Source organism: Alistipes sp. UBA6068, assembly GCF_949428155.1.
GTDB lineage: Bacteria > Bacteroidota > Bacteroidia > Bacteroidales > Rikenellaceae > Alistipes > Alistipes muris.
Genome location: NZ_CASQFS010000005.1, coordinates 39,705 through 64,029, shown reverse-complemented (window position 1 = coordinate 64,029; position 24,325 = coordinate 39,705). Strand labels below are relative to the sequence as shown.

Sequence of the window (24,325 nt, the reverse complement as noted above, 5' to 3'; positions counted from 1 at the left end):
CTTGAGGTTTGGTTGTCAATAGAGGAAATTGTTGAACGGATAGCGTCCGGCGTGGATTTCGCGCACCATGCCGTAGAGGTCGGTGCGGAACTTCTCGAGGTTGGTCTTCGCGAGCGCCGACAGGAAGATGCAGGGCGATTCGGTCTGCGCCATCCAGCTGCGGCGCAGGTCGTCGAGCGAGAGGTTTTCGCGCGTCGCGGGGGTCAGGTCGTCCTCCTCTTTCTTAATATAGGTGTAGGCGTCGATTTTGTTGAAGACCATGTAGACCGGCTTGTCGCCCGCGCCTATCTCCTGCAAGGTCTGCTTCACTACGGCTATCTGCTCCTCGAACTGCGGATGCGAAATGTCGACCACATGGACCAGCAGGTCGGCCTCGCGCACCTCGTCGAGGGTCGACTTGAACGATTCGATCAGCTCGGTCGGCAGCTTGCGGATGAATCCCACCGTATCCGAAAGCAGGAACGGCAGGTTGTCGAACACCACCTTGCGCACCGTCGTGTCGAGGGTGGCGAACAACTTGTTTTCGGCGAAGACCTCGCTTTTGGCGATGAGGTTCATCAGCGTCGATTTGCCCACGTTCGTATAGCCCACCAGCGCCACCCGCACCAGCTGCCCGCGGTTCGAGCGCTGCACGGCCATCTGACGGTCTATTTTCTTCAGGTCTTCCTTCAGCTTGGCGATGCGGCTGCGGATGATTCGGCGGTCGGTCTCGATTTCGCGTTCGCCCGCACCGCCGCGCGTACCCGTGCCGCCGCGCTGGCGTTCGAGGTGGGTCCACAGGCCTGACAGCCGGGGCAGCATGTATTCGTAGTTGGCCAGCTGCACCTGCGTCTTGGCATAGGCCGTCTGGGCCCGCGACATGAAAATGTCCAGAATCAGACGCGTGCGGTCGAGGATGCGGCAGGGCATCGCCTTTTCGATGTTGCGGGTCTGCGACGGCGTGAGTTCGTCGTCGAAAATCGCCACGTCGATTTCGTTCTCCCGGCAATAGTCGGCTATCTCCTCCAGCTTGCCCGGCCCCACATAGATGCGCGACGAGGGCTGCGGCAGCCGCTGCGTGAAGCGGCGCACCGAACGGATGTCGGCCGTTTCGGCCAGGAATTCCAGCTCGTCGAGGAATTCCTCGGCCTGGCGGGGTTCCTGGTTGTCGCGGACCACAGCCACCAGCACGGCGCGTTCGCACTCGTGCGGCGCGGGAGCGGATAGGGTATTTCTGTTCTCTTCCAAGTTTTTTTTCGTCAAATAGTTTTTCCGGCCATGCCGACAGATTTTTCTCCGGCCGGGCCGATGCGCGGTTCAGCAGGCAAACTCCGTGCTATCTCCGGACGCGGCAGGGCTCCTCTTTCAATCGGCCGAAGCAGCCCGGGCCTCCTCCGCCCCGTCCCGGCAACCTATCATAAACAAGGGTATCCGCCCGGAAGCAAGATACCCTCGATATATCGGATGCCGCGTCTTAGTTCTGCATGCGGAAGTCGACCGGCAGGGTGTACTTGATGCGCACCACCTGGTTGCGCTGTTTGCCGGGGCTCCACTTGGGCGACTTGTTCAGCACGCGGATGGCCTCCTCCGAAAGCGAACGGTCGGGGGTCATCAGCACCTGGATGTTGGTCAGACGGCCGTCCTTCTCGATGACGAACGACAGCACCACGCGGCCCGAAATGCCGTTCTCCAACGCAATCTGCGGGAAGCGCACATTGTCCTGCACCCACTTGCGGAACGTATTGAGGTCGCCGCCCTGGAACGAAGGCATCGTCTCGGCCGTGAGGAACGGCTGGTCGTCTTCGATGATCTCCTCCTTGACTTCCACCTGCTGCAGCACCTCGGTGTCCTCGTCGAACTCCGCGAAGTTGATGTCCGTGGCAATCTTGGTCTCGTTGGTCACCACCTGCAGCAAGTCGGCGATCACCTTCACCTCCACCTTCTTGGGAGGTTCGGGCGGCTTCTGATCCTGGCGCGTGATTTCGACGATCTGCTCGTCGACGGGACCGTAGTTCAGATCGACTTGCTCGATACGGTGTTCTTTCGGCGTATAGGCGAAAGCCGCGATGACCAGCGCCAGCGCGACGATCAGACCGATTTCGAGCAGAAGACCCCGCTTGTTCTGGAGGTCTGCCTTGGGCGATTTCTTGATTTCCATCTATTGATTCTTTTTAATCGTTTCAGGTCGGCGGCACGCGCGGGGCGTACACTTGCACCACAAATATATACATAAAATTCCGAAATCGTGCGGCCCGGGGCAAAAAATCTTCAACTTTTGCCTATTTTTGTCTGCGGAAAACCCTCTTACGAGCCGCACCATGGCAGACACCGAACCCCTCTACGGGCGCACGCCCGACGAACTGGCCGCGCTGTGCCGCGAGCTGGGCATGCCGCGATTCGCCGCCGGGCAGCTGGCGCGGTGGCTCTACGTGCGGCATACCGAAGACCCGCTGTCCATGAGCGACATAGCCGCCGCACACCGGGCCGCGCTGGCCGAACGGTTCCGGCCCGTGCTCAGCGCTCCGGTCCGGGTCAGCGAATCGGCCGACGGAACCAAGAAATACCTGTTCCGGACCCTCCGGAACAACTTCGTCGAATCGGCCTATATCCCCGACGGCGACCGGGCCACGCTGTGCGTCTCCTCGCAGGCAGGCTGCCGCATGGGCTGCCGCTTCTGCGCCACCGGGCGACAGGGGCTGCAACATTCGCTCTCCGCACCCGAAATCCTCAACCAAATCGTCTCGCTGCCCGAACGCGAACGGCTGACCAACCTGGTCTTCATGGGGATGGGCGAACCGCTCGACAATACCGACAATGTCCTGCGGGCACTCGAAATCATCACGGCGCCGTGGGGTTTCGGCTGGTCGCCGACCCGCGTCACGGTCTCCACGGCGGGCGTCGTACCCGAGCTGCGCCGGTTCCTCGACAGCACCAAGGTCCACCTTGCCGTGAGCCTGCACAACCCTTTCGCCGAAGAACGTGCAGCTATCATGCCGGTCGAGCGGGCGTGGCCCATCGCCGAGGTGGCGGCCATCCTGCGCGGCTACGACTTCACCCACCAGCGGCGGGTCTCGTTCGAGTATATCGTCATGGAGGGGCTCAACGATTCGCCGCGCCACATCCGTGAGTTGTGCCGCCTGCTGGACGGCATCAAGTGCCGCATCAACCTTATCCGCTTCCACAAGATACCCGGCTCGCCCTACTTCTCGCCCGACGACGCCGGAATGGTCCGCTTCCGCGACGCCCTGACCGCCCGCGGTATCCAGACCACTATCCGTGCTTCGCGCGGCGAAGACATCCAGGCCGCCTGCGGACTGCTGAGCACTTCGGAGAAAGTGAAAAGTGAGAAGTGAAAGGTGAAAAGTCAAGCCCTCAAAAGAGAGATTAAGCATATAGGTAAAACGTTTTAGCAGCTACTTTTCACCTTGCAACTTTAACCTTTCACTTTATAAATTGGGTTCGGAATTTGCAGCCGAAGCCGCCAAACAACCGACAAGATGAAAAAATGGATTCTACTTTTGGCCGTGACGCTCGCAGCGGGCGCCGCGCAGGCACAGGTCCGGTTCGAGACCGCATCGACCGACGCCGTTCGTGAAATGGCCGTCAAGCAGGGCAAATTGGTCTTCATCGACCTTTACGCCTCGTGGTGTCCGCCCTGCCGGATGATGGAACGGCACGTATTTTCGCGCAAGGACGTGGGCGACTTCATGAGCCAGCGCTTCGTCGCGGCGAAATACGACACCGACAAACCGACGGGCAAGGAGCTGCTGAAACGCTACGGCAACGATGCGATTCCGCTTTATCTGATTTTCGACACGAAAGGCGAACTGCTGGGCCGCATCCAGGGCGCGTCGTCGCCCGAAGAATTCATGGACAGCGTCCGGAAAATTTTATCAAGGTGAACTTTGCGAGTATGCGAGGGCAGAGACTGCTTGCAGGCTATGCCGAGCAAAAGCAAAGTCAAGACCCCGCAGGGGAATTAAAAGTGCTTGCTAAAACGTTTTAATCAGCAACACACCTTGCACTTTTAACTTATCACTTTTCACCTATCTTGAAGTGTAGACCACCTTTTTGGTCTCGAAGAACTCTTCGTCGAAGAACTGCGGGATGTCGTAGAGGGTCCACCGCCTGCCGGTGAGAGCCAGCTCCTCGGCCAACTCCCCGCCTTTGAGGTAGAGAATTCCGTTGGGCAGCGTACCGCGCTGCCCTTTTTCGATTTTGTTCCACACCCACCCGACGAACTCGGGCATGGCGGTGACGGCCCGCGAAACGACGTAATCGAACCGCTCGGCCAGCGTCTCGACCCGCGCGCAACGGGGCGTCAGGTTCTTCAGCCCCAACCCGGCGACGACACCCTCGACGACCGTAATCTTCTTGCGGATGGAATCGGCCGCCGTGAAGTGCACGTCGGGAAAAAGAATCGCCAGCGGCACCGACGGAAAACCGCCGCCGCATCCGACGTCGAGCACCCGGGCGCCCGGCGCGAATGCGCACACCTTGGCGATGGCCAGCGAATGGAGCACGTGGCGCAGATAAAGCTGGTCGAAGTCCTTGCGCGAGACGACGTTGATTTTCGCGTTCCAGTCGGCGTAGAGGTCCCACAGCGCAGCGAACTGCTGTCGCTGCCCGTCGGTAAGGTCGGGGAAATATTTAAGGATAAGGTCCATAGTCGGAGAGGTGAGAGGTGAGAGGTGAGAGGTGAGAGGTGAGAGGTGAGAGGTGAGAGGTGAGAGGTGAAAGGTGAAAGGTGAAAGGTGAAAGGTGAAAGGTGAAAAGTCAAGCCCTCGAAGAGGGATTAAAAGTGAGAGGTGAAAAACACGCAGTTAAAACGTTTTAACAAACACTTTCGCCTCGCACTTTTCAATTTTCACTTTGTTTGTAACTATCCCACTTGGCGAGCAGGGCGCGGAAATCGGTGGGCAAATCGCTCTCGAACTTCAGCTCGCGGTGCGTGGCGGGGTGCTCGAACCCGAGCGACTGGGCATGGAGCGCGTGACGCGGCATCAAGGCGAAACAATTCTCGACGAACTGCCTGTACTTGGCGAACGTGGTGCCCTTGAGGATGCGGTCGCCGCCGTAACGCTCGTCGTTGAACAACGGATGACCCTGCCACGCCATGTGGACGCGAATCTGGTGGGTACGGCCCGTTTCGAGACGGCATTCGACGAGCGTGACGTAGTTATAACGTTTCAGCACGCGCCAATGGGTCACGGCATGCTTGCCGTCGGAACCGTCCTCGAAGACGTACATTTTCTGCCGCTCGCGCGGACTGCGGCCGATGTTGCCCGTGATAGTCCCCTCGTCCTCGGCGAAATCGCCCCACACGAGGGCGACATAGCGGCGATAAATCGTGTGGTCGAAAAACTGCTTGGCCAACCGTGCGTGGGCCTGCTCATTCTTGGCGATGACCAACAACCCCGAAGTGTTCTTGTCGATGCGGTGGACCAACCCGGCGCGCATCTCGCCGCTGTCGGCGATGGCGGTGCCGCGCAGATGCCACGCCAAAGCGTTGACGAGCGTACCCGACCAATTGCCCACACCGGGATGGACGACCATGCCGGCCGGCTTGTCGACCAACAGCAAGTCGTCGTCCTCGTAGGGAATTTCGAGCGGAATCTCCTCGGGGTGGATTTCGTTGTCGCGCCGCGGATAAGGCAGCACGATCTGCACGCGGTCCGAAGGCTTGACCTTGTAGCTCGACTTGGCCGGCTTGCCGTTGACCAGGATGTTGCCGCTGTCGGCCGCCGCCTGGATGCGGTTGCGCGAACAATGCTCCATACGCGCCACGAGGAACTTGTCGAGCCGCAGGAGGGTCTGCCCCTTGTCGGCCACGACCGCGAAATGCTCGTAGAGCCCCTGCTGCTCGCTGTCGTCCTCGCAGAGCGAGGGGTCGTCGAGCAACTCGTCGTCGATGTAGGAAGCGTCGGCCATCAGTCGAAAAATCCGTTGCTGTCGCGGGCGGCGGAGGGCTGCCCGGCATTCTCGCGCTCGGCCGCCGCCTTCTCCTCGGCGATGCGCTGGCGCTCCATGAACGCCTCGGCGGCCTGCTCCTCGGCATCGCGGAGCCGCGCGGTGACTTTCTGCCCGTCGAGCGTCAGCTGCAAGTCGACCTTGGCCCCGAGCACCACGTGGCGCTCGGCCTTGGGACTCTGCATGTAGACGTGGGCGTCCTTCTGGTTGAGCAGATTGATGCCGTCGTCGAAAGCGACCTTGCCGACGTTGAGCCCCAACTCCCACAAACGGCTTTTGGCATCGCGGAGCGAAAGGCCGATGATCTGCGGCACGACGGTGACGTTATGCCCCGGCTGGACGCCGACGTAGAGCGTCACGCCCGAACCCATTTCGGCCTCGACACGCGTGGTCTCGGTGATGCGCTGGCGCCCGAAATACTCGTCGAGGACGTAATTGGTCGCCATGTCGGGACGATAGATGAGCTGCGCGATTTCGAGCCCGGCGATTTCGAGCATGTTCTTGGCCTGCCGCAACGAACGGTCGGCCACGAAAGGCACGGGCACCATCTTCTGACGGAACGAATTGATCGTGATGTAGACCGTGCGGCCAGGCTTGACCTCGACACCCCCCTTGGGAAGCTGGTCGAGGACGATGCCCCCCTCGTAGGCGGGCACGAACAACGAATCGTTGATTTGCAGCTTGAGGTCGTGGCGGCGGGCCAGGCGCTGCGCTTCGAGCAGCTGGACGCCCGAGAAATCGGGCACCGTGCGGCGCGAACCGTGGCGCGTGCCGATCTGCATGACGACATGGGCGACGACGGCCATGGCGAGGATGATGGCCGCGATGAGCAACAAATTGTAGGCCAGCGGAAAGTTGCGCTGGAAACGGCGGCGGAACGAAGCGGAATTCTCCATGGATTCGGGACTATTTCGGGGCCTTCCTGTAAAGGTAGACCGCAATGAACAGATAGATGATGTTGGGCAGCCAGACGGCGAGCCACGGCGGCAGCGAACCGCTCTTGGCGAACTCCTCGAAGAAACGGTTGAAGAGGATGTACGAAAAACAAAGCCCGGTGCCGATGCCGATGTGGAGCCCGGTGCCGCCGCGGACCTTGCGCGAGGAGAGGGAAACACCGATGAGGGTGAGGATGAACGTCGACAACGGATAAGCGTAGCGGGCGTGGCGCTCGACCTCGATGATGTTGATTTCGTCGGAACCCTTGGCCCGCTGCTGGGCGAGGAAGCGGTTGAGCTCGGTAATGTTCATGGTCTGGATAAGGTCGCTGACGCGGCCCAGCTCGGTGACCTCCAAATTGATGAGGGTGTCGAGGTTGCGGTACTGCCCGAACGTCTCGACGCCTGAGGGATCGAACTCGCGGCGGGTATAACGCGGAGCGGTCCAACGCTTGGTCTCGGGATCGAACTTGGTGTCGGAAGCCTCGAGCGAACGGACGATGGACCCGTCCTTGTAATGCTCCAACGCGAAGAAAGACGCCTGGTGCGCGGCGTCGCGGTAACCACGTATATAAGCGAACGTACCGGGCTCGATCTGCCGGTAGATATGGAGGTCGTACTGGGTATGCTGCTTGCGCTTGATATACTGCGCCTCGAAAGCGACGATTTTACGCTGTGACAGAGGAATCAACCACAGATTGAGCAGGAGCGACAGCCCGCCGATAATCAACGCCCCGAGGAAATAAGGCCACATGAGCCGCCGGAACGACATGCCGCCCGAAAGCATGGCGACGATTTCGGTCTGGTAAGCCATCTTGGAAGTGAAGAAGATGCAGGCGATGAAAGTGAACAGACCGGAAAACTGGTTGATGAAAAAGGGGATGAAGTTGAGGTAATAATCGAAGATGACCTTGCGCAGCGGCGCGTGGAGCTCGGTGAAGTCGTCGACCTTCTCGACATAATCGAAGAGCACCACGACGACGATAATCATGGCGATGGCGAAGAAATAAGTAGCGAGGAACTTCCCCAATATGTAACGGTCGAGAATCCGGTAACCCGGGAAACGGAACTTCATAACCTTTACAGTCTGCGTTGGAGTTTGGGAACCATAGCCTCTTTCCACTCGCGGAAATCCCCGGCGATGATATGCTGGCGGGCCATGCCGACGAGCCGGAGGTAGAAGGCGATGTTGTGCAGCGACGCGATTTCGGCCGCGAGCATCTCGCCGCAGACGCAGAGGTGGTGGAGGTAGGCCTTGGAATAAAGCGTATCGACGAAAGCCGTGCCCTCGGGGTCGACGGGCGAAAAATCGGCCTCCCACTTCTTGTTGCGGATGTTGATGATACCCTCGGCGGTGAACAACTGGCCGTTGCGGCCGTTGCGCGTAGGCATGACGCAATCGAACATGTCGACGCCGCGGGCGATGCCCTCGAGGATGTTGACGGGAGTGCCGACGCCCATGAGATAACGCGGCCGGTCCTGCGGAAGGATGGCATTGACGACCTCGATCATCTCGTACATGGTCTCGGTAGGCTCGCCGACGGCCAACCCGCCGATGGCGTACCCGTCGGCGTTGTACTGCCTGACATTCTCGGCGGCCCGGGCCCGGAGGTCGGGATAGGTACACCCCTGCACGATGGGGAAAAGCGCCTGGTAATGCCCGTACTTGGGGGCGGTCTGCGCGTAACGGTCGAAGCAACGGTCGAGCCACCGCTCGGTGAGGTCGAGCGAACGGGCGGCATACTCGCGGGGAGCGTCGCCGGGCGGGCACTCGTCGAACGCCATCATGATGTCGGCGCCGATGGAACGCTCGGTGTCGATGACGCTCTCGGGAGTGAACAGATGCCGGGACCCGTCGATATGCGACCGGAAATGGCACCCCTCCTCCTTGAGCTTACGGCATGCGGCGAGCGAAAAGACCTGGAACCCGCCGCTGTCGGTGAGCATGGGCCCCTCCCAGGTGGAGAAACGGTGGACGCCCCCGGCCTGCTCGATGATGGGCATGCCGGGCCGGAGGTAAAGATGGTAGGTATTGGCGAGAATGATCTGCGCCTTGGCCTCGTCGCGGACGTCGCGGTGGAAAAGCCCCTTGACCGTGGCGGCCGTGCCGACGGGCATGAAGATGGGCGTGCGGATGACCCCGTGGTCGGTGCGCAGCACCCCGGCGCGGGCCTGCGAAGCAGGGTCCCTGTATTCGAGCGTGAAATCCATGTTCATAGTACCGTGCAAAAATAGAGAAAATAATTGTGAATTATGAATTTTTGAATTCTGAATTGTTTTGTACCTTTGCGCATATTTCGGTCCTATGCAATTTTTGGAATCCTTGGCACATACGTTCCTGGCCTCCTACGGCTGGGAAGGCACGGCGCTGGCGGGCATCCTGCTGGTGCTGCTGGGCGTACAGCTCCACTACTATATTTTCGTCTACGGACGCATCCCCAACTACAAGAACAACCGCCGCGAAGAAGTGCTCGACGCCGACCCCCCGGTATCGGTCATCCTGCCGCTCTTCTCGGAAGACTACGGATTCGTGGAGGAACGCCTGCCGCTGATACTGGCCCAGAGCTACTCGAAATTCGAGGTGGTGATCATCTACGTAGGCGCCGACACGGACTTCTACGAAGACCTCACGCGGCTGAAACAATCGTTCCCGCAAATCACGACGACGAAAATCCATCTGAACCCTCGCTTCCCCATCTCGCGCAAGATGGCGCTGAACGTAGGCATCAAATCGGCTCACTATGAACACCTGATTTTCACCTCGACCGACACGTGCCCGCAGACCGACCGCTGGCTGTCGCTGATGGCCAAGGGCTTCACGCGCGGCGAAATCGTGGTGGGCTACTGCGGCGTGGAACACACCAAGGGACTGAAGAACTACCTGATGCGCACGTGGCGCATGATGCACGCCACGGAATGGCTGGCCCGGGCCGTGCGGCGCCGCCCCTACCGGGGGATGCTCCAGAACTTCGGGTTCACCAAGACGCTCTACTTCGACAACAACGGCTTCAACCACCTCAACATGAACATCGGCGAAGACGACCTGTTCCTGCAACAAGTCATGACGCGAGACAATGTGAGCGTCATCCTGTCGCCGCGGGCCACGCTGCGCGAAAGGATGTGGGGCGGACTGGGCTGGGGACTGAGCCAGCTGCGCTACTTCGGCTCGGCGTTCCGCTTCTACCCGCGGGGCGCACGCAACTACGTCCAATGGGAAATAGGCTCGCGCCTGCTCTTCTTCGCGGCGGCGGCGTGCGCGATAGCAGTGATGCCCATCGAATACAAGATAGCGGCGGCGGCGCTGGTGCTGCTGCGCTACATAACGGTGGTGCTGGAAGTACGCCGCATAGCCAACCGGCTGGGCGAAACGGGAATCGCCTGGCTCTACTTCCTCTATGACGTGCTGAGCATACCGGGCGCGATACTGCTGAGCCTGCTGACCATGCGCAAGGACAAACGCGTATGGAGATAGCCGACTATATCGTAGCCGACGACCGCCGGCTGGTGGCGCTGGTACTCGACGGCGACGATGCGGCATTTGAATACCTTTTCGACCGCTACCACGAATCAATCCGCCGCCTGTTCGTCCAACGCATGGGCGGAGCCAACGACGTGGACGACCTGCTGCAAGAGACCTTCATCAAGGTATTCATCAACCTGCACCGCTACAGCGACAGCTACACCTTCGGACAATGGGTCTACACCATAGCCCGCAACACTTTCATCGACTACATGCGCCGCCGGCAGGACGACCTGCCCATAGACGAACGCTTCGCGGCCCCGGCGTCGAACGCCCCGACCCCCGAAGAGAGCGTCATCAACCTACAGCAGCGCACCCAAATCGAACACTATCTGAACCGGCTGGCACCCCGCTATCGCGGACTGATCGTCATGCGCTTCTTCGAGGAATACTCTTACGAAGAAATCGCGGCCAAACTGAAACTGCCGCTTGGAACGGTCAAGACCCAGATACACCGCGCCCGCGAACAGATGTGCCGCCTGATAACCAACGGAGAAGAATAGGATGTTTCTGCCGACGACCATCAAGGAGATGCGCGCCCGAGGCTGGGACCAGGCGGATGTCATCCTTTTCACGGGCGACGCATACATCGACCACCCGGCCTTCGGAGCGGCGGTAATCGGACGCCTGCTGGAAGCGGAGGGCTGCCGGGTAGCCATCGTCCCGCAGCCCAACTGGCGCGACGACCTGCGCGACTTCACGAAACTGGGCGCGCCGCGGCTCTTTTTCGGCGTGACGGCGGGAGCGATGGACTCGATGGTCAACCACTACACGGCCAACCTGCGCCTGCGCCACGACGACGCCTACACGCCGGGCGGCAAGGCGGGATTCCGGCCGGACTACGCGGTGACGGTCTACACGCGGATACTCAAGCGACTGTACCCCCATGTACCGGTGGTGGCGGGCGGCATCGAAGCGTCGCTGCGGCGGCTGACCCACTACGACTACTGGACCGACGCGCTGAAACCCTCGCTGCTGGCCGAATCGGGCGCCGACCTGCTGATATACGGGATGGGCGAGGGGGTCGTCCAACAAGTGGCCAAGGCGATGCGCAACGGCTACAACGCCAAGCTGCTGCGCAAAATCCGTCAGGTGGCGTTCCTGACCGACGAAAACTACGTGTCGCGGCTCGACCCGGCGACGACGATACGGCTGCACAGCTACGAAGACTGCCTGCGCGACAAACGGGCGTTCGGCGAAAACTTCACGGTCGAAGAGACCCAAAGCAACCTGCTGGAACCGGACGCGACGCTGGTGGAACGTGTGGGCGACCGCTATGTAGTGGTGACGCCGCCCAACGCGACGCTGACGACCGAAGAACTCGACCGCTCGTTCGACCTGCCCTACGAACGCGCACCCCACCCGCGCTACGACGACAAAGGAGCGATTCCGGCGTGGGAGATGATCAAATACTCGGTCAACATCCACCGCGGCTGCTTCGGGGGCTGCTCGTTCTGCACGATTTCGGCCCATCAAGGCAAATTCATCCACTCGCGGAGCGAACGCTCGATACTGGCGGAAGTGGAACGCATTGCGAAGATGCCGGGCTTCAAAGGCTATCTGTCCGACGTAGGCGCCCCCTCGGCCAACATGTACCGCATGGGCGGCCGCGACCGGGAACTGTGCCGCAAATGCCGCCGGGCGTCGTGCCTGCACCCGACGAAATGCCCCAACCTGGACAACGACCACACGCCGCTGCTGGAACTATATGCCAAGATACGCGCGGTGAAGGGAATCAAGAAAGCCTTTATCGGGAGCGGCATCCGCTACGACCTGTTCGACGGTTCGCCCTATTTGGAAACGGTGCTGAAACACCACACCTCGGGCCGGCTGAAAGTAGCGCCCGAACACACGGAAGACGCGGTGCTGAAGCTGATGCGCAAACCGCCGTTCGCGATGTTCGAGCGGCTGAACGCCGACTTCCGGCGCATCTGCCGCGGCGAACGGCTGCCCTACCAGCTGATTCCCTACTTCATCTCGTCGCACCCGGGCTGCACCGAACGCGACATGCGCTCGCTGGCGCAAAAGGTGCTGGGCAGCCTGCACTTCACGCTGGAACAGGTGCAGGACCTGACGCCGACGCCGATGACCCTTTCGTCGGTGATGTTCTACACGGGAGAGAACCCCTACACGCACGAAAAAGTCTACGTCGCCCGCTCGCAGGAGGAGAAACGCAGACAGAAAAGCTACTTCTTCAAGGGGAAAGGTTAAAAAATTCCGGTGAACAACACCGTAGCGACGTGGCGGCCGGAAATGTCGTAAAAACGGCCGTAATCCTCGTAAGTATAATTGAACTGACACCGCAGGTATTTGACCGGCGACCAAAGAAGCCCGGCCGTATAATTGTTCTGCCGGGTGGAGGAACGCCGGGCGCAGTCGAAAGCGAAAGAATCGAACCGCGCGGTGAGGGTCAGATTGCGCGGCGCCCGCCAACCGGCCATGGCATACCAACCGCCGCTGTCGAACGGACCCTCGGAAGAACCGGTCGTACCGCCGAACCACTCGCCCCGGACGATGAAAGGGCCGCAGTCGTAACACACCCCGGCGCCGTAACGCTCGCGCAGGAAATGCGAGGACCCGTACTCGCCTCGATAATAAGAACCCGACAACACGAACCCGGCCAAAGGCTGAACAATCAACCGCGCGACGAAATCCTTGGACTTGTTGCGGTCGCGGGTATTGATACCCTCGCCGTTGAACACGGCCAAATCGTAACGGACGACGCTGTAACCGTTGCGCTGAAAAAATCCGCCGGAACACGCCGCTCCGATGTCGCGGCCCGAAGCGGCAAGCCCGCAGACCTCGTCGAAAGCCATCAGCCTGCTCAGAGCGAGCGGGTAGTCGATGAACTCGAACGCGGAGACGCCGTACTCGGTATTTTCGAGCGAAAAGGGAATCTTGAACTGCCCGGCCCGGAACCCGAACTGCGGGAACGGCCTGTACTGCAAATAAGCGTCGACCAGACGCGGCTTGGCGAACTCGAACTGAATCTTGTAGTCGAACTTGGGAACGATGTCGCCCGTGAGGCTGAGCCGCGCCCGCTTGACGAAGAACTCCGAAGAAGTGTCGGAATACTGGTAACCCGCCTGCAAGAAACCCGAAATCCGGGGCCGGTACGGCCACATCAAGACGGGGCTGGACGAAGCGGCAGAATCCGCCCTGGAAGGCCCGTTGGCCGATAAACCGCCGCACAACAGCAGGCAGAAAAAGGTCAGCAAAGGTTTCTTCATCGCACGAAATGGTTGAGGAACCGCAACGGCAAAGCCGCGACGGAGGAACAAGATACGAAAAAACGCGGCAAAACCCAACCCGGAGCCCTAAAAAACCTCGCGCAGAATCCGCACCGACTGGACGGCGCTGACGGCGTCGAGGTGGTAACCGAAATAAACCAGCATGGCGTTGAGGAACTCGACGCGCTGGGTGCGGTTGAGCCCGATAGCGTCCAACTCACGCACGTCGCACGCCATCAAATCGCGGAGGATACGGGCGCACTCGCGGGTCATGCACTCGGTATGGGCGGGCTGCACGGGAGTGAAAAGCCCCTCGCGGATGTCGAACCACGCCCCGGGCATATACTCGTTGCCGGGGCAGAAGCCGAGGAAACGGCTCAGCCCGGCCAAAAACCAAAGGTGGAAATTGGCGACCCCCTCCTGCATGGCGTCGAGCGCCCCGACCGACCCCCACACGAAATCGAACAGCGCCTCGTTGGGCTCGCTCTCGCGGACGAGCCGGTAGAGAACCTCGGCCATGAAGAGCGCCATGGTCGACTTGCGCACGTCGAACGGCAGGCTCTGCAACGAAAACGCGGTCCGCACCTCGCGGAAACGGTGCATCTGCTGGCGCGACGATTCGAGCCCCTCGAACTCGACGGGGAACATGGGCTGGAAAAGGGCCAGCTTGGACCCGCGGCCGGAACGGCTGCGGACCCCCTGCACCATGTAGCTGCGCCGCCCGCCGACGTCGGTCAAAAGGTAGACGACCATCGACGAATCGCCGTATTTGAGCGTGTGGAGAACGACCCCGCGCCCCTTGTAAGTTTTCACCTGCGCACGTGGACCATCATCCACCCGTCGCGCGAAGCCGAAGCGACGAACGCCAACCCCTCGGCCTGCGCAGCCTCGACGACCGCGGGCACGTCGGCTTCGAGAAAACCGCTCATGAGAAGGTCGCCGCCGGGAAGAAGCGCAGCGGCATAGGCGTGCATGTCGTGCAACAAGATATTGCGGTTGATATTGGCGAGGATGAAACCGTAGGTACGCCCCGCGATACGTGCGACGTCGCCCAACATAGGCTCAACACAGGCTTCAACGCCATTGGCAGCGATATTCTCGCGGCAATTGGCGTCGGCCCACTCGTCGATGTCGACGGCGTCGACATGCACCGCGCCGCACTTGGCGGCGACGATGGAAAGGACCCCGGTACCGCTGCCCATGTCGAGCCCGCGACGCCCGGCGATGCCCAAATCGAGAACTCCGCGGGCCATCAGCCAAGTAGTGGCATGCTGCCCGGTGCCGAACGACATTTTAGGCATGACGATGATTTCGGGCTCGCCCTCGGGAGCGGGCTCGTGGAAAGGCGCGCGGATGCGCAGGCGCCCCTCGATGTCGGAAGCGGGAAAATTCTGCTCCCAAAGGGCGTTCCAATTCTGCGCCTCGATGGAGATGTAGCGCCCGGAAACGCCGTAACGGGCGAGCAAAGCGTCGACCTCGGTCTTGCAATCGGCCAACCGCTCCTGCGGGATGTAAGCCTTCAAGACGTCGGAACCGCTCTCGAAACTCTCGAACGGGAACTCGGCCAACTCGGCGACGAGAATCTCGGCCTGCGCCCCGTCGGCGACGGGAATATTCAATGCGACGAAATCCATAGGAAGTATATTCGGTTTTCTATAAGTTCCGGAACGGACTAACGGAGCGACCGGATCTTCTCTTTCAAGGCGTCACGCTGGACGGGCGAGGTGCCATACTCGACCTGTGCGACGATGCCCTCCTTGTCGATGACGACGGTGAGGGGATAACCGTTGGGCCCGACGAACTTGCGGAACTGCGTGTCGCCGACGAGGGCGATCCAATTGAACCCCTGCTCTTCGAGCACGGGCCGGGCGCGTCCGGCGTCCTCGTAAGTCGACGAAAAGAACATCACGTCGGGCATCTCGTCCTTCCAACGGGACAACTCCGGCATCTCGGCCCGGCAAGGTCCGCAGCCGGTGAACCACAAATTGAGCACCATGACCTTCCCGGCGACGTCGGCGCCGGTCCAGATTCGGCCGTCGATGTCGGTGGCGGAGAAGTCGGGAAACCGGCTTCCCTCCACCAACAAGGTTTTACGGACGAAAGAGAGCGAAGCACCCTTGCCCTGGGCTTTCGCCTCGTCATACTGCGCCAAAAGCAATCGGCCCTCGGGAATCTGCCCGGCCGGGACCGCATACTGCAAAGCGGCGTCGGGCAACGGCTCGGAGAGCTCGAAACCCACGGCCGACGTTCCGGAAGGAGTGGTCAGCATGTGCATTTTGGTTATCTTATCTGTCGCGACGGGCATCTCGTGAAAGAAACGACCCTCGACGACGATGATTTTCCGGGGCCGGGAAGCCGGCCGGGCATTCACGGAAGCGACAGACAACAAGAACGCGCAAAGGGCAAAGAAAAAGCGAACGGAAGTCATGGCTGCTGAATATAATGATTGGACACGGTAAAGATAGGGATTTTTGCTCAAACGGCCGCGATTTTCCTCAGGAATGAAGCGCGACGGTCCCGGGCCGCGGCCGCATGAATGGATCGTGCGAAGCTAAAAAAACACGACAGAGGAAACATCACATTATGTAAAATTTCGTAACTTCGCCGGAAGCAACCCATCGGGCAAACCCCGAAAACCGCACAGCGATGGCCGAAAACACGAAAAAATGGGAGGAAGCGGGACGCCGCTACCGCACCTACATCAAACTGGAAAAACGCCTTGCGGCGAACACCGTAGAATCGTACATGAGCGACCTGCGCCACTTCGCCCACTACATCCTGCGCCAATGGGACGTAGGACCGCGCAAGGTGGAACGCGAAATGATCGAACGCTACCTGGGCCTGCTCTACGAACGCGGAAGCCGCAAGACGTCGCAGGCCCGCAGCCTGAGCGGCATCCGGAGCTTCTTCAACTTCCTGCTGCTGGAAGAAAAAATCGAGACCTCGCCGGCGGAATTCATCACGACGCCCAAATTCGGCCGCCAACTGCCGGACGTACTGACGACCGAAGAAATCGACCGCATCATAGCGGCCATCGACCCGACGACCCCCAAGGGCCGCCGCGACGGCGCGATGCTGGAAGTGCTCTACTCGTGCGGCCTGCGCGCGTCGGAACTGACGGCCCTGCGCATGTCGGACCTCTTTTTCGGCGAAGGCTACATCCGTGTAATCGGCAAAGGAGACAAACAGCGGCTGGTACCGGTGAGCGCGACGGCCCGCCAGAAAATCCGCCGCTGGCTGGAAGACCGCGGCGACCTCTACGACAAAAACAAGCAAGAAGACGCCGTATTTCTGAACAACCGGGGCGGGAAACTGACGCGCGTGATGGTCTTCACGATCATCAAACAAGCGGCCCGGCGGGCGGGCATCGACAAACGCATAAGCCCCCACACCTTCCGCCACTCGTTTGCGACGCATCTGCTGGAAGGGGGCGCGAGTATCCGCCAGGTGCAGGAAATGCTGGGCCACGAAAGCATTCTGACGACGGAGATATACACCCATCTGGACCGCGAACACCTGCGCCGCACGGTAGAAGAACACCTGCCGAACTTCAACGGCGGAGAAAGCGAGGAATCATAAGCGCTCGATACGAGTAAAGGCTGTCGGCTGCAAAGAATCGTAATCCAATCCGGAAATCAAGACCAAAACCCCGCGGCCGGGCGTGACGACGGAAGGCAACCACTCGTCGAGCGGCCGGGCGGGCGCGGCGCGGAACCGCTCGAAGACGGCGCGGAAATCCACGGGGAAATCGGGGACGAGGACCCCGGCCCGGAACTCGACGAACGCCAACCGGTCGGGCTCGGGACACGACGCGACGGAACGGACGGAACCGTCGCCCGCCAACCCGACGAGCGGATGACGGACCCACCCCTGCGGCGTCCAAAGCAGATTAGAGGCTATCTTTCGGAGCTGCGGCACGGAAAAACTCGTCGGCGAAGATACGGATACCCAACTGCTGCTCGTAGAGCTGCCCGACGGCGACGCGCACGGGGGGCGTATGGGTGACGCGGAAATCGCGCGCGGTGAACGACGGCCGCAACGGCTTGTTGGGGAAAGTCAGCAAATGGATGCACAGCCGCCTGTGGGCGGAATCGGCCGTGAACTTACGCGACAGGGTCCCCTCGCTGAGCCGCCGCAAACTGACGGTATAGGTCTGGACGCGGCTGCTGTCGGACCTTTCGAGCCACATCTGACTACGAAGCCCCCTTGTATTGAGGTCGAGCGAATCGACGAGGTACTTCAACCGCACCTCATACTCGCCGGGAACGACGTCGAACGAGAAACTGACCCGCGCGGTATCGGCGAGCGACCGCACGCGAAGCAGCGAATCGGCCCGGAGCGTCCGACGGGCCGAACGCAGGGCGATGTTGTCGATGGTATCGAGCACCGCGACCTCGCGGCTGAAGAACTTGCCCTCGGATTCGAGCAGGTCGATGGCCTGCTCGACGACATCGCCCAGGCGGGCGCTCTTGCGCTTGGAAAAATTACCGATGGTATAATGGACGTCCTGCGTGGTATAACCGTAACGGGCGAAGATGGGCTCGTAGACGTTGAGCGAATCGTGCGCGAGGTTGCGGGGCCCGAGGTAGGCATTGGCGAGGAACGCATCGTGGAAAATCAGTGCCAACTCGTCGTCGGGGATGATTTTATGATGGGAACACGAGACGCTGCCGACGGCACACGCCACACAAAGGAAGAAACGGAAGAAGAATTTCATACTCACGAAGTCTTAACGATCATACTGCGGACGGTGATATTGCACAACAAAAACGCCACGGCGGAAAACGAAGCCGCGACGGCCAACAAATCGGCGAAACGGAACTCGACGGGGTAACTTTTGGTGAGGAAACTATCGGCGGGAATCTCGATGAAACCGAAATGCTGCTGGAGCAACGTCAGCCCGACACCGACCGACAAGCCGCACAAAGCCCCGGCCCCGCAGATGAAGAACCCCTCGGCCCGGAAAATCCGCCGTATCGCAGCGCGGTCGGCCCCGAGAGCGGCGAGGGTACGGATGTCGCTGCGCTTGTCGACGATGAGCATGGCCAACGCCCCGACGACGGAAAACGACGCGACGACGAGGACCAACAAAGCGATGAAGAAGACGCCCCACTTCTCGTAAGTCATGATGCGGTAGAACGAAGCCCGCATCTGAAAACGGGTCCGAACCTGGAACCGCTCACCGACGGCCCGGGCGACGGCGGCCCGGGTTCTGTCGGCATCGGCCCCGGGCGCCAACCGCACGGCGAGGGCCGAAACGCGCCCGGGATGCGAAAAAAGCTCCTGGGCGAACGGCAGCGAAGCGAGGACGTAAGAACGCTCGCTATCGAGGTCGACGGTGAAGACCCCACCGACGGGAAGGGTCCGCCGAGTGAAATTCTGCACGGGGAGCAACGACGAAAAAGAACCCCGCCGGACGGCGTACAAACCGACGTCGGCATCGGCCAACGACCGGATACCGAGCATGTAAGCCATCGACTGCCCGACGACGAGCCGCTGAAGGTCGCCGAGGCGCACCTCGGGCGCCCCGACGGTGACGGCGTTGCGCAAAGGCAAGACCAGACCGTAACGGTCGTCGACGCCGCGGACGAGGGCCGTAGCCTGCCGCCCGTCACGCTCCAACAAAACGCTCTGCTCCAAAAAAAACGACCACGCCCCGACGCCGGGAACGCGGGCGAGCGCCGCAGTGTCGAGGTCGGAGACGGCGAACGTCTGACCCTCGGAAGGCGTGAGGGTGAGATCGGCGTCGAAAGCCGAACAATTCTGCCGGACGAGCCGCTCGAACCCGTTGAAGACGGACAAGAGGATGACCATCGCGGCGACGGGAACGGCGACCGCGACGACGCTCAAGGAAGAAATCAACCGGACGACCGACTGCGAAGCGGGCGCGAAGAAATAACGGCGGGCGAAGAAGAAGGGAAACATGCCGGAACGAAAAATTGAAAACCGCCGCACCGTCCACGCTGAGCCGATTCGACAAGCCTGCGGGCAGGGAACTGCGCGATTTCCGATTTTCAACTATTTTTTCAACGCCTGGTCGATGTGCTCGATGTACTCGAGCGAATCGTCGAGGAAGAACTGGATTTCGGGAACGCTCTTGAGCTGGTTGCGGATGCGCTGCCCGAGGGCGCGGCGGATGAACCAACCGTTCTGCTCCAACGCCCCCATGAGCTCCTGGCTACGGTCGAAAGGGAAGACGCTGATATAAATTTTGGCATAACCGAAATCGGGCGAGACGCGCACGGCGGTGACGGTGACCAAAAGCCCCCGGACGATGGCGGCACCCTCCTTCTGGAAGATGTCAGCGACGTCCTTCTGAATCTGCTTGGCGATTTTCTGCTGACGGGTATTTTCCATGATTCGATGATTACAGACCGTATTTGAACACTTCGCGGTTCTTTTCGCGCTTGGGCCGGGGCTTCCACGCGCGGAAACCCTCCTTGTTGAACCGGTAACTCAGACCGACGCTGATATGGAGGTCGTCGAGCGGCGACCGCAGGGGAGTGGCCCAAAAGGGATTCTCGGAACCGTCGGTGGCGTTGTCGGCATACCGGGTGCGATTGCGCACGATGTCGGAGAAACCGAAATAATAACGCACGCGGAAATTGAGCTCGAACCGCCTGATGAGCACCGCGACACCGCCGCCGCCCGCGAGTCCGTAGCCCCACCGGTTGTCGCGCGCGGTATGGAACCGGTAGGAACCGCGCCAATCATCGGCGCCCCGCTCACGGGCCCACTCGTTCTCGTAGGAAGAAGAGAAGTTGTAGGAAAAAGTGGCGGCCGCTTCGAGGTAGACGCGCAGGCGGTTGCGCAACATGTAGAAATGGGGCTGCCAGACGACAGGCAACATCACGGAATTGATGCGTCGCGTATAATAAAGGTAATCGGCCTTGTCGTCGACCGCCGATGCGTTGGGCGCAAAGGAAAAACCCTGCTGGATGAACTCCAGGTCGACACCGAACCCGCCGACGAAACGCTGCGTCCCGTAATAACGCCACGTGAGGCCGCCGCTGTACATGCCCCAAAGGACGCGCGACTCCTGCTTGGGCTCGAACCGCCCGTTGGCCATGCCGTAACCAGCGACGAACCCGAGCGTATGCTGCGCGGCGGCACCCTGCCACCCGACAAGCGCAGCCGCAAGACCCAAAAACGCAAGGATATGTTTACTTCTTCTCATACGCACCGCTATCTCATACCTTGAAACATACCGGCATTCCGACCCCCGAAACCACCCATACTGCCCATACCGCCCTGGAAAGCGCCGCTCTGCGACCCGGAAACGTCGTTCCGCTGAGGACCCTCCTTGGCGCGCTTCTCTTCCTCGCGGCGCAGGCGCTGCAACTCGCGCTCGTCCAAGAGCCGCGAGAGCGACTGCATGGTGACGGGAGCGAAAATACGGGGCATGTCCATCGTGAACTCGATGTCCCAGTTGGCCTTGGTAGCGAAAGTCTCCCCGCCCTGCTCGTCGACGAACATTTCGGCCCGCTCGGGCTGCCGGCGCGCCACGACGTCGCCCGAATCCCACTTGCCGTTGCCGTTCAAATCCTCGATGACGCGGAACTTGATTTCGCCGGGCGAGACGTAATTGAACCGCACGGGCCCGGAAACGACCCCGCGCCTTTCCTGCTTGAGCGACCCGCTGCCGTCGAGCAACTGGACGATATACTGCATCCCCTCGCGGCCGCGGACGTCGATTTTGACGGTGGCGAATTTCTCGGGGTCGAGGACGGTATATTTACCCACGATGGAATCGTTGGTGAACCCGGCGACGTCGGTGATGGCTCCGGCGGGAATGGTGAGGGTGTACTGCCCCTCGGACTTCCAGGGAGCGCGCACGTACCACCGCCGCAGGAGCGCCGTATCGCGGACGAACCGCACGGGAACGTCCTCGACGGAGTTGTCGGCCTTGAGGAGGGTCAACAACATGGCGGCCGAATCGAGCCTGGCGAGGGGATAATCGAAATCGACGGTGAGGTGGTTTTCGGGATTGATTTCGCCGTTGAGCGGGAGCTTGAAAGCAAAGGGACTGGGCTTCCTGGGCTCGGTCCACTCCTCGCCTGCCTCCTCGGCCCTGCGCCGCTCGCGTTCGAGCTTCTCGCGCTCGCGCTGCTGCTCCTTGGTCTCGATGAACCGCCACGAGAGCTTCAACGGCTCGGTGACCCGCCGGAGCACGTTGACGGAATCATGCTTGAAATAAGTGACGGACCCACGGAGGGTATCGGGCAACTGGGCCGAAGGCACGGTGAACCAAAGAGCGAGCGTATCGCGCCCGACGGTCTGCGGGTCGACGATGAACCCGCCCTCGGGGATGCTGTCGAACCGGATGCTGTCGATCTGCGGATGAGGAGCCGAGAAGTAAAGCAGCGCCTTGTGCTGGAGCGGCCGCTCGGACTGCGCGAGCACCTGGCGGCGGAAAGCCCGGTCGGTGAACATGCGCAGGTACAACTGAGGCTCGGCCGAAACGTAATGACGCAGCGAATCGTACCACATGGCGAAGTCGGGCAGCGCAGCAGGATTGTAAGTCCCGTCGAGGAAACCGACCTGGTCGGAACCGGGCTCGTAGAGCTGATTGTCGTTCTTGTCCTGCACGGCGTAGACCCTGTAAGGAACAGGCTTGAGGTTCTGAGCGATGAAGATGCCGTTGTTCTCAGCGCGCGCGATGACGGCAGGCTTGTACTTGAAAATAGTGGAATCGTACTCGGCGATGTCCTCGACCGAATCGGCCGGGAAGAACCAGATGAAAGTCTTCGAGACGGAATCGGCCTTGTAGGCGTCGGCCGTATAACCGGAGAGAATCATGGAATCGATCTCGGGCCCGGTGGAGAAGACGTAACGCATGGAATGGAGCGGGTTGCCCTCGTTGTTGTCGCGCAGGGCACTGCCGAAATTAAGGGCATAGGTGGTGTTGGGCAGGAGCGTATCGCGCAACTGGATGACGATGCCGCGGCCCCGCAAGGTGACGGTGGGCTTCTTCTTCATCTGCGGCGACGTGAAGAACTCCTTCTGCTGGTCCTTGAGCTGCACGAACTCGTCGAACTCGATGTAAATCTTACCATGCCCGACGAGCGGACGGTCGGTGGAGAAGTTGTCGGGCGTCATGTTGACGATGACGGGGGGCAGCGTATCGCGGGGCCCGCCCGTGGGGATCATCATGCTGGCGCACCGGCTGAAGAAAGCCGACGCGAAGAAAAGCACCACGACGGCGCGCAGAACGGACAACGTATGCGGGAAAGCGGACTTCATCGGAGGGAGGTATCGGGGTTCTGCTCCTCCTGGGGAGCGTAAAGGTCGCAGACGAAACACCACCCGTCGACCTCGGCGATCCACTGCTTGGTCCACGGCCGGAACAGAAGCGAGAAAGTAGGGCTTGCCCCTGCGAGGTCGACCTCGGCCTTGGTATAGGCGTAGGTGCGGTGGGTACGGTCGACGACGACGATCATGACGGGCGACGCGGTGACCTCCATACTGTAAAGCGTGGAACCGGAGACGGGATAAGCCGGGAAATCGGGCGAAGTGCGGGTCTGACCGGATGTCTTGGAAGTGAGAATGCCGTTGGCGGCATCGTCGTAGGAAGCGATGCGCCAGGCGGTGGTGTCGGCGGCGTAAGCGTAGATTTTTGGCTGGGAAAGCGGCTCGGGCTGCGCCCCCTCGGCCGACTGCGCCTGGGCGTCGACGAAACACTCGACCCGGGTGGGGTCGACGTAGAAATCGTTGAAGAAAAGCCAATTGCCCCACTTATAGGAACGTCCGGAGCGCCAAGGCTGGAAAATCAACGAGACGGTGAGCACGGGGAGGTTCTCGCCGATGCGCTGCTGCGTATAGGCGTAGAGCCTGTCGACGGGATCGACGGCGACGACCATCTGCCACTCGCGGTCGAGGGGCAGGCAGATCCACCCGCCGTCGCCGTAAGGCTGCGACGAAGCGCAGGGCGCGGACTGCTTCACGGCGGGGTCGGCACGCGAAGTGATGACCCCGGCGAGGGCATCATCGTAGGAAGCGACGGTCCACGCGGCCGTATCGGCGTCGAACGCGAACGCGACGGCCCCGGCGACGGGCTCCCGCACGCGGTCGTCGGAAGTGACCTCGCGCAAGGGCTTGAGGACGTAATCGGTGCGGAAAGCGACCTTCTTGAAACAAGAGACCGCCGACAACGCGAGGGCGAAAAAGAATATGCAACTTACTTTCCGCATGGCTGTTCGGATGATTGTGCACGCAGGGCGCCGAGCATCTCCCCGACGGTGAGCCCCGAAACGGGATGCCTGCGTCCGCGCATGATTTCGCAGAGGGGCACGAGCGCGAACTCCCGCTCGGCGAGCCGGGGATGGGGCACCGTGAGCCGCTCGCTACGGATGACGGCGTCGTCGTAAAAGAGAATGTCGATGTCGATGGGCCGCGACACGTAGGCAGCCCCGGTACGCGCCTTTTCGAGGGTCTCGGCGGCGCGGTTGCGCCCCAACTCGCACTCGATGCGCTGCACGGCGTCGAGCACCTCCTCGGGCGCGAGGTCGGTAGAAACCTCGAGCGCCTGATTGGAAAAACGGTCGCCGGAAAACCCCCACGGCTCGCTCTCGTAACGATGCGAACACCGCAGGACGGCCCCGACGCGGTCGTTGACGAGCTGCTGCGCCGACTGAAGGGTACGCTTGACGTCCCCGGTATTGCCGCCTGCAAGAAGAACCACACGTGCCATA

Annotated in this window: 25 protein-coding genes; 6 read left to right on the top strand and 19 right to left on the bottom strand. The window is 61.0% G+C overall.

Annotated elements, in window-relative coordinates; genetic code table 11:
• Nucleotides 1-15 precede the first annotated feature (15 nt).
• Together hflX and QVG21_RS04055 are read right to left on the bottom strand one after the other, a co-directional pair.
• A complete protein-coding gene (gene hflX, locus QVG21_RS04060; protein WP_251213923.1) occupies nucleotides 16-1,227 on the bottom strand; it encodes a GTPase HflX in 1,212 nt (403 codons plus the stop codon).
• A gap of 226 nt (nucleotides 1,228-1,453) precedes the next feature.
• Nucleotides 1,454-2,137, bottom strand: coding sequence for an energy transducer TonB (locus tag QVG21_RS04055; protein ID WP_287922495.1), 684 nt, complete (start codon nucleotides 2,135-2,137; stop codon nucleotides 1,454-1,456).
• A 160-nt stretch (nucleotides 2,138-2,297) separates the two neighbouring features.
• Between QVG21_RS04055 and rlmN the strand changes: the two genes are divergently transcribed.
• Nucleotides 2,298-3,332 carry a dual-specificity RNA methyltransferase RlmN gene (gene rlmN, locus QVG21_RS04050; RefSeq protein WP_287922493.1) on the top strand — a complete coding sequence of 345 codons (1,035 nt, stop codon included), beginning with the start codon at nucleotides 2,298-2,300 and terminating at the stop codon, nucleotides 3,330-3,332.
• A gap of 144 nt (nucleotides 3,333-3,476) precedes the next feature.
• Nucleotides 3,477-3,881 (top strand): thioredoxin fold domain-containing protein, encoded by a 405-nt coding sequence (locus QVG21_RS04045; RefSeq protein ID WP_287922491.1) that lies wholly within the window; start codon nucleotides 3,477-3,479, stop codon nucleotides 3,879-3,881.
• 144 nt (nucleotides 3,882-4,025) lie between these two features.
• Here QVG21_RS04045 and rsmG read toward each other — a convergent pair whose 3' ends face one another.
• The 5 genes from rsmG to tgt all read right to left on the bottom strand — a co-directional run bounded on the left by rsmG (nucleotide 4,026) and on the right by tgt (nucleotide 9,095).
• On the bottom strand, nucleotides 4,026-4,646 hold the full coding sequence (gene rsmG / locus QVG21_RS04040) for a 16S rRNA (guanine(527)-N(7))-methyltransferase RsmG (protein ID WP_287922489.1): 621 nt from the start codon (nucleotides 4,644-4,646) through the stop codon (nucleotides 4,026-4,028).
• 193 nt (nucleotides 4,647-4,839) lie between these two features.
• The gene (locus tag QVG21_RS04035; protein WP_287922488.1) at nucleotides 4,840-5,910 is read right to left on the bottom strand and encodes an RluA family pseudouridine synthase; all 1,071 of its coding nucleotides are present in this window, start codon (nucleotides 5,908-5,910) and stop codon (nucleotides 4,840-4,842) included.
• Nucleotides 5,910-6,845, bottom strand: coding sequence for a PASTA domain-containing protein (locus QVG21_RS04030; protein ID WP_287922486.1), 936 nt, complete (start codon nucleotides 6,843-6,845; stop codon nucleotides 5,910-5,912). The genes QVG21_RS04035 and QVG21_RS04030 overlap by 1 nt, the downstream gene beginning before the upstream one ends.
• A 10-nt stretch (nucleotides 6,846-6,855) precedes the next feature.
• The gene (locus QVG21_RS04025; RefSeq protein WP_287922484.1) at nucleotides 6,856-7,959 is read right to left on the bottom strand and encodes an LptF/LptG family permease; all 1,104 of its coding nucleotides are present in this window, start codon (nucleotides 7,957-7,959) and stop codon (nucleotides 6,856-6,858) included.
• A 5-nt stretch (nucleotides 7,960-7,964) separates the two neighbouring features.
• Complete coding sequence (tgt, locus tag QVG21_RS04020; RefSeq protein WP_251213988.1) at nucleotides 7,965-9,095, bottom strand: tRNA guanosine(34) transglycosylase Tgt; 1,131 nt, start codon at nucleotides 9,093-9,095, stop codon at nucleotides 7,965-7,967.
• A 94-nt stretch (nucleotides 9,096-9,189) separates the two neighbouring features.
• On the opposite strand from tgt, the gene QVG21_RS04015 reads away from it, so the two are divergent.
• From QVG21_RS04015 to QVG21_RS04005, 3 genes are read left to right on the top strand one after another with little or no spacing between them, the layout of a single operon-like run.
• The gene (locus tag QVG21_RS04015) at nucleotides 9,190-10,356 is read left to right on the top strand and encodes a glycosyltransferase family 2 protein (RefSeq protein ID WP_251213931.1); all 1,167 of its coding nucleotides are present in this window, start codon (nucleotides 9,190-9,192) and stop codon (nucleotides 10,354-10,356) included.
• Nucleotides 10,347-10,907: an RNA polymerase sigma factor gene (locus QVG21_RS04010; RefSeq protein WP_287922482.1), complete on the top strand. Its 561-nt coding sequence runs from the start codon at nucleotides 10,347-10,349 to the stop codon at nucleotides 10,905-10,907. Before QVG21_RS04015 ends, QVG21_RS04010 begins: the two co-directional genes overlap by 10 nt.
• A 1-nt stretch (nucleotide 10,908) precedes the next feature.
• Nucleotides 10,909-12,615 (top strand): YgiQ family radical SAM protein, encoded by a 1,707-nt coding sequence (locus tag QVG21_RS04005; protein WP_287922480.1) that lies wholly within the window; start codon nucleotides 10,909-10,911, stop codon nucleotides 12,613-12,615.
• Here the strand turns inward: QVG21_RS04005 and QVG21_RS04000 are convergent.
• The 4 genes from QVG21_RS04000 to QVG21_RS03985 form a co-directional block, all read right to left on the bottom strand.
• Nucleotides 12,612-13,634, bottom strand: a complete 1,023-nt coding sequence (locus tag QVG21_RS04000) for a porin (protein ID WP_287922478.1) — start codon at nucleotides 13,632-13,634, stop codon at nucleotides 12,612-12,614. The genes QVG21_RS04005 and QVG21_RS04000 overlap by 4 nt on opposite strands.
• 87 nt (nucleotides 13,635-13,721) lie before the next feature.
• Nucleotides 13,722-14,447 (bottom strand): DNA repair protein RecO, encoded by a 726-nt coding sequence (gene recO, locus QVG21_RS03995; protein WP_287922476.1) that lies wholly within the window; start codon nucleotides 14,445-14,447, stop codon nucleotides 13,722-13,724.
• A complete protein-coding gene (gene prmA / locus QVG21_RS03990; RefSeq protein ID WP_287922474.1) occupies nucleotides 14,444-15,268 on the bottom strand; it encodes a 50S ribosomal protein L11 methyltransferase in 825 nt (274 codons plus the stop codon). The genes recO and prmA overlap by 4 nt, the downstream gene beginning before the upstream one ends.
• Nucleotides 15,269-15,306: 38 nt before the next feature.
• Nucleotides 15,307-15,903 carry a TlpA family protein disulfide reductase gene (locus QVG21_RS03985; RefSeq protein ID WP_287922472.1) on the bottom strand — a complete coding sequence of 199 codons (597 nt, stop codon included), beginning with the start codon at nucleotides 15,901-15,903 and terminating at the stop codon, nucleotides 15,307-15,309.
• A 377-nt stretch (nucleotides 15,904-16,280) separates the two neighbouring features.
• Here QVG21_RS03985 and xerD point away from each other — a divergent pair, with 377 nt between their 5' ends.
• Nucleotides 16,281-17,213, top strand: a complete 933-nt coding sequence (gene xerD, locus QVG21_RS03980; RefSeq protein WP_287922470.1) for a site-specific tyrosine recombinase XerD — start codon at nucleotides 16,281-16,283, stop codon at nucleotides 17,211-17,213.
• Here xerD and QVG21_RS03975 read toward each other — a convergent pair.
• From QVG21_RS03975 to folK, 8 genes are all read right to left on the bottom strand, one after another.
• A complete protein-coding gene (locus QVG21_RS03975) occupies nucleotides 17,208-17,552 on the bottom strand; it encodes a cytosine deaminase (protein ID WP_287922468.1) in 345 nt (114 codons plus the stop codon). The genes xerD and QVG21_RS03975 overlap by 6 nt on opposite strands.
• The gene (locus tag QVG21_RS03970; RefSeq protein ID WP_287922466.1) at nucleotides 17,524-18,351 is read right to left on the bottom strand and encodes a DUF4296 domain-containing protein; all 828 of its coding nucleotides are present in this window, start codon (nucleotides 18,349-18,351) and stop codon (nucleotides 17,524-17,526) included. The genes QVG21_RS03975 and QVG21_RS03970 overlap by 29 nt, the downstream gene beginning before the upstream one ends.
• 2 nt (nucleotides 18,352-18,353) lie before the next feature.
• Nucleotides 18,354-19,559 (bottom strand): ABC transporter permease, encoded by a 1,206-nt coding sequence (locus QVG21_RS03965; protein WP_287922464.1) that lies wholly within the window; start codon nucleotides 19,557-19,559, stop codon nucleotides 18,354-18,356.
• A 93-nt stretch (nucleotides 19,560-19,652) separates the two neighbouring features.
• Nucleotides 19,653-19,991 (bottom strand): 30S ribosome-binding factor RbfA, encoded by a 339-nt coding sequence (rbfA, locus tag QVG21_RS03960; protein ID WP_251213942.1) that lies wholly within the window; start codon nucleotides 19,989-19,991, stop codon nucleotides 19,653-19,655.
• 10 nt (nucleotides 19,992-20,001) lie between these two features.
• Entirely contained in the window at nucleotides 20,002-20,811 is an 810-nt protein-coding gene (locus QVG21_RS03955; protein ID WP_251213943.1) for an outer membrane beta-barrel protein, read from the bottom strand.
• A gap of 8 nt (nucleotides 20,812-20,819) precedes the next feature.
• Nucleotides 20,820-22,877, bottom strand: coding sequence for an Ig-like domain-containing domain (locus QVG21_RS03950; RefSeq protein WP_287922462.1), 2,058 nt, complete (start codon nucleotides 22,875-22,877; stop codon nucleotides 20,820-20,822).
• On the bottom strand, nucleotides 22,874-23,824 hold the full coding sequence (locus QVG21_RS03945; RefSeq protein WP_287922461.1) for a hypothetical protein: 951 nt from the start codon (nucleotides 23,822-23,824) through the stop codon (nucleotides 22,874-22,876). Before QVG21_RS03945 ends, QVG21_RS03950 begins: the two co-directional genes overlap by 4 nt.
• The gene (gene folK, locus QVG21_RS03940) at nucleotides 23,812-24,324 is read right to left on the bottom strand and encodes a 2-amino-4-hydroxy-6-hydroxymethyldihydropteridine diphosphokinase (RefSeq protein WP_287922459.1); all 513 of its coding nucleotides are present in this window, start codon (nucleotides 24,322-24,324) and stop codon (nucleotides 23,812-23,814) included. The genes QVG21_RS03945 and folK overlap by 13 nt, the downstream gene beginning before the upstream one ends.
• Between the last annotated feature and the right edge of the window lies 1 nt (nucleotide 24,325).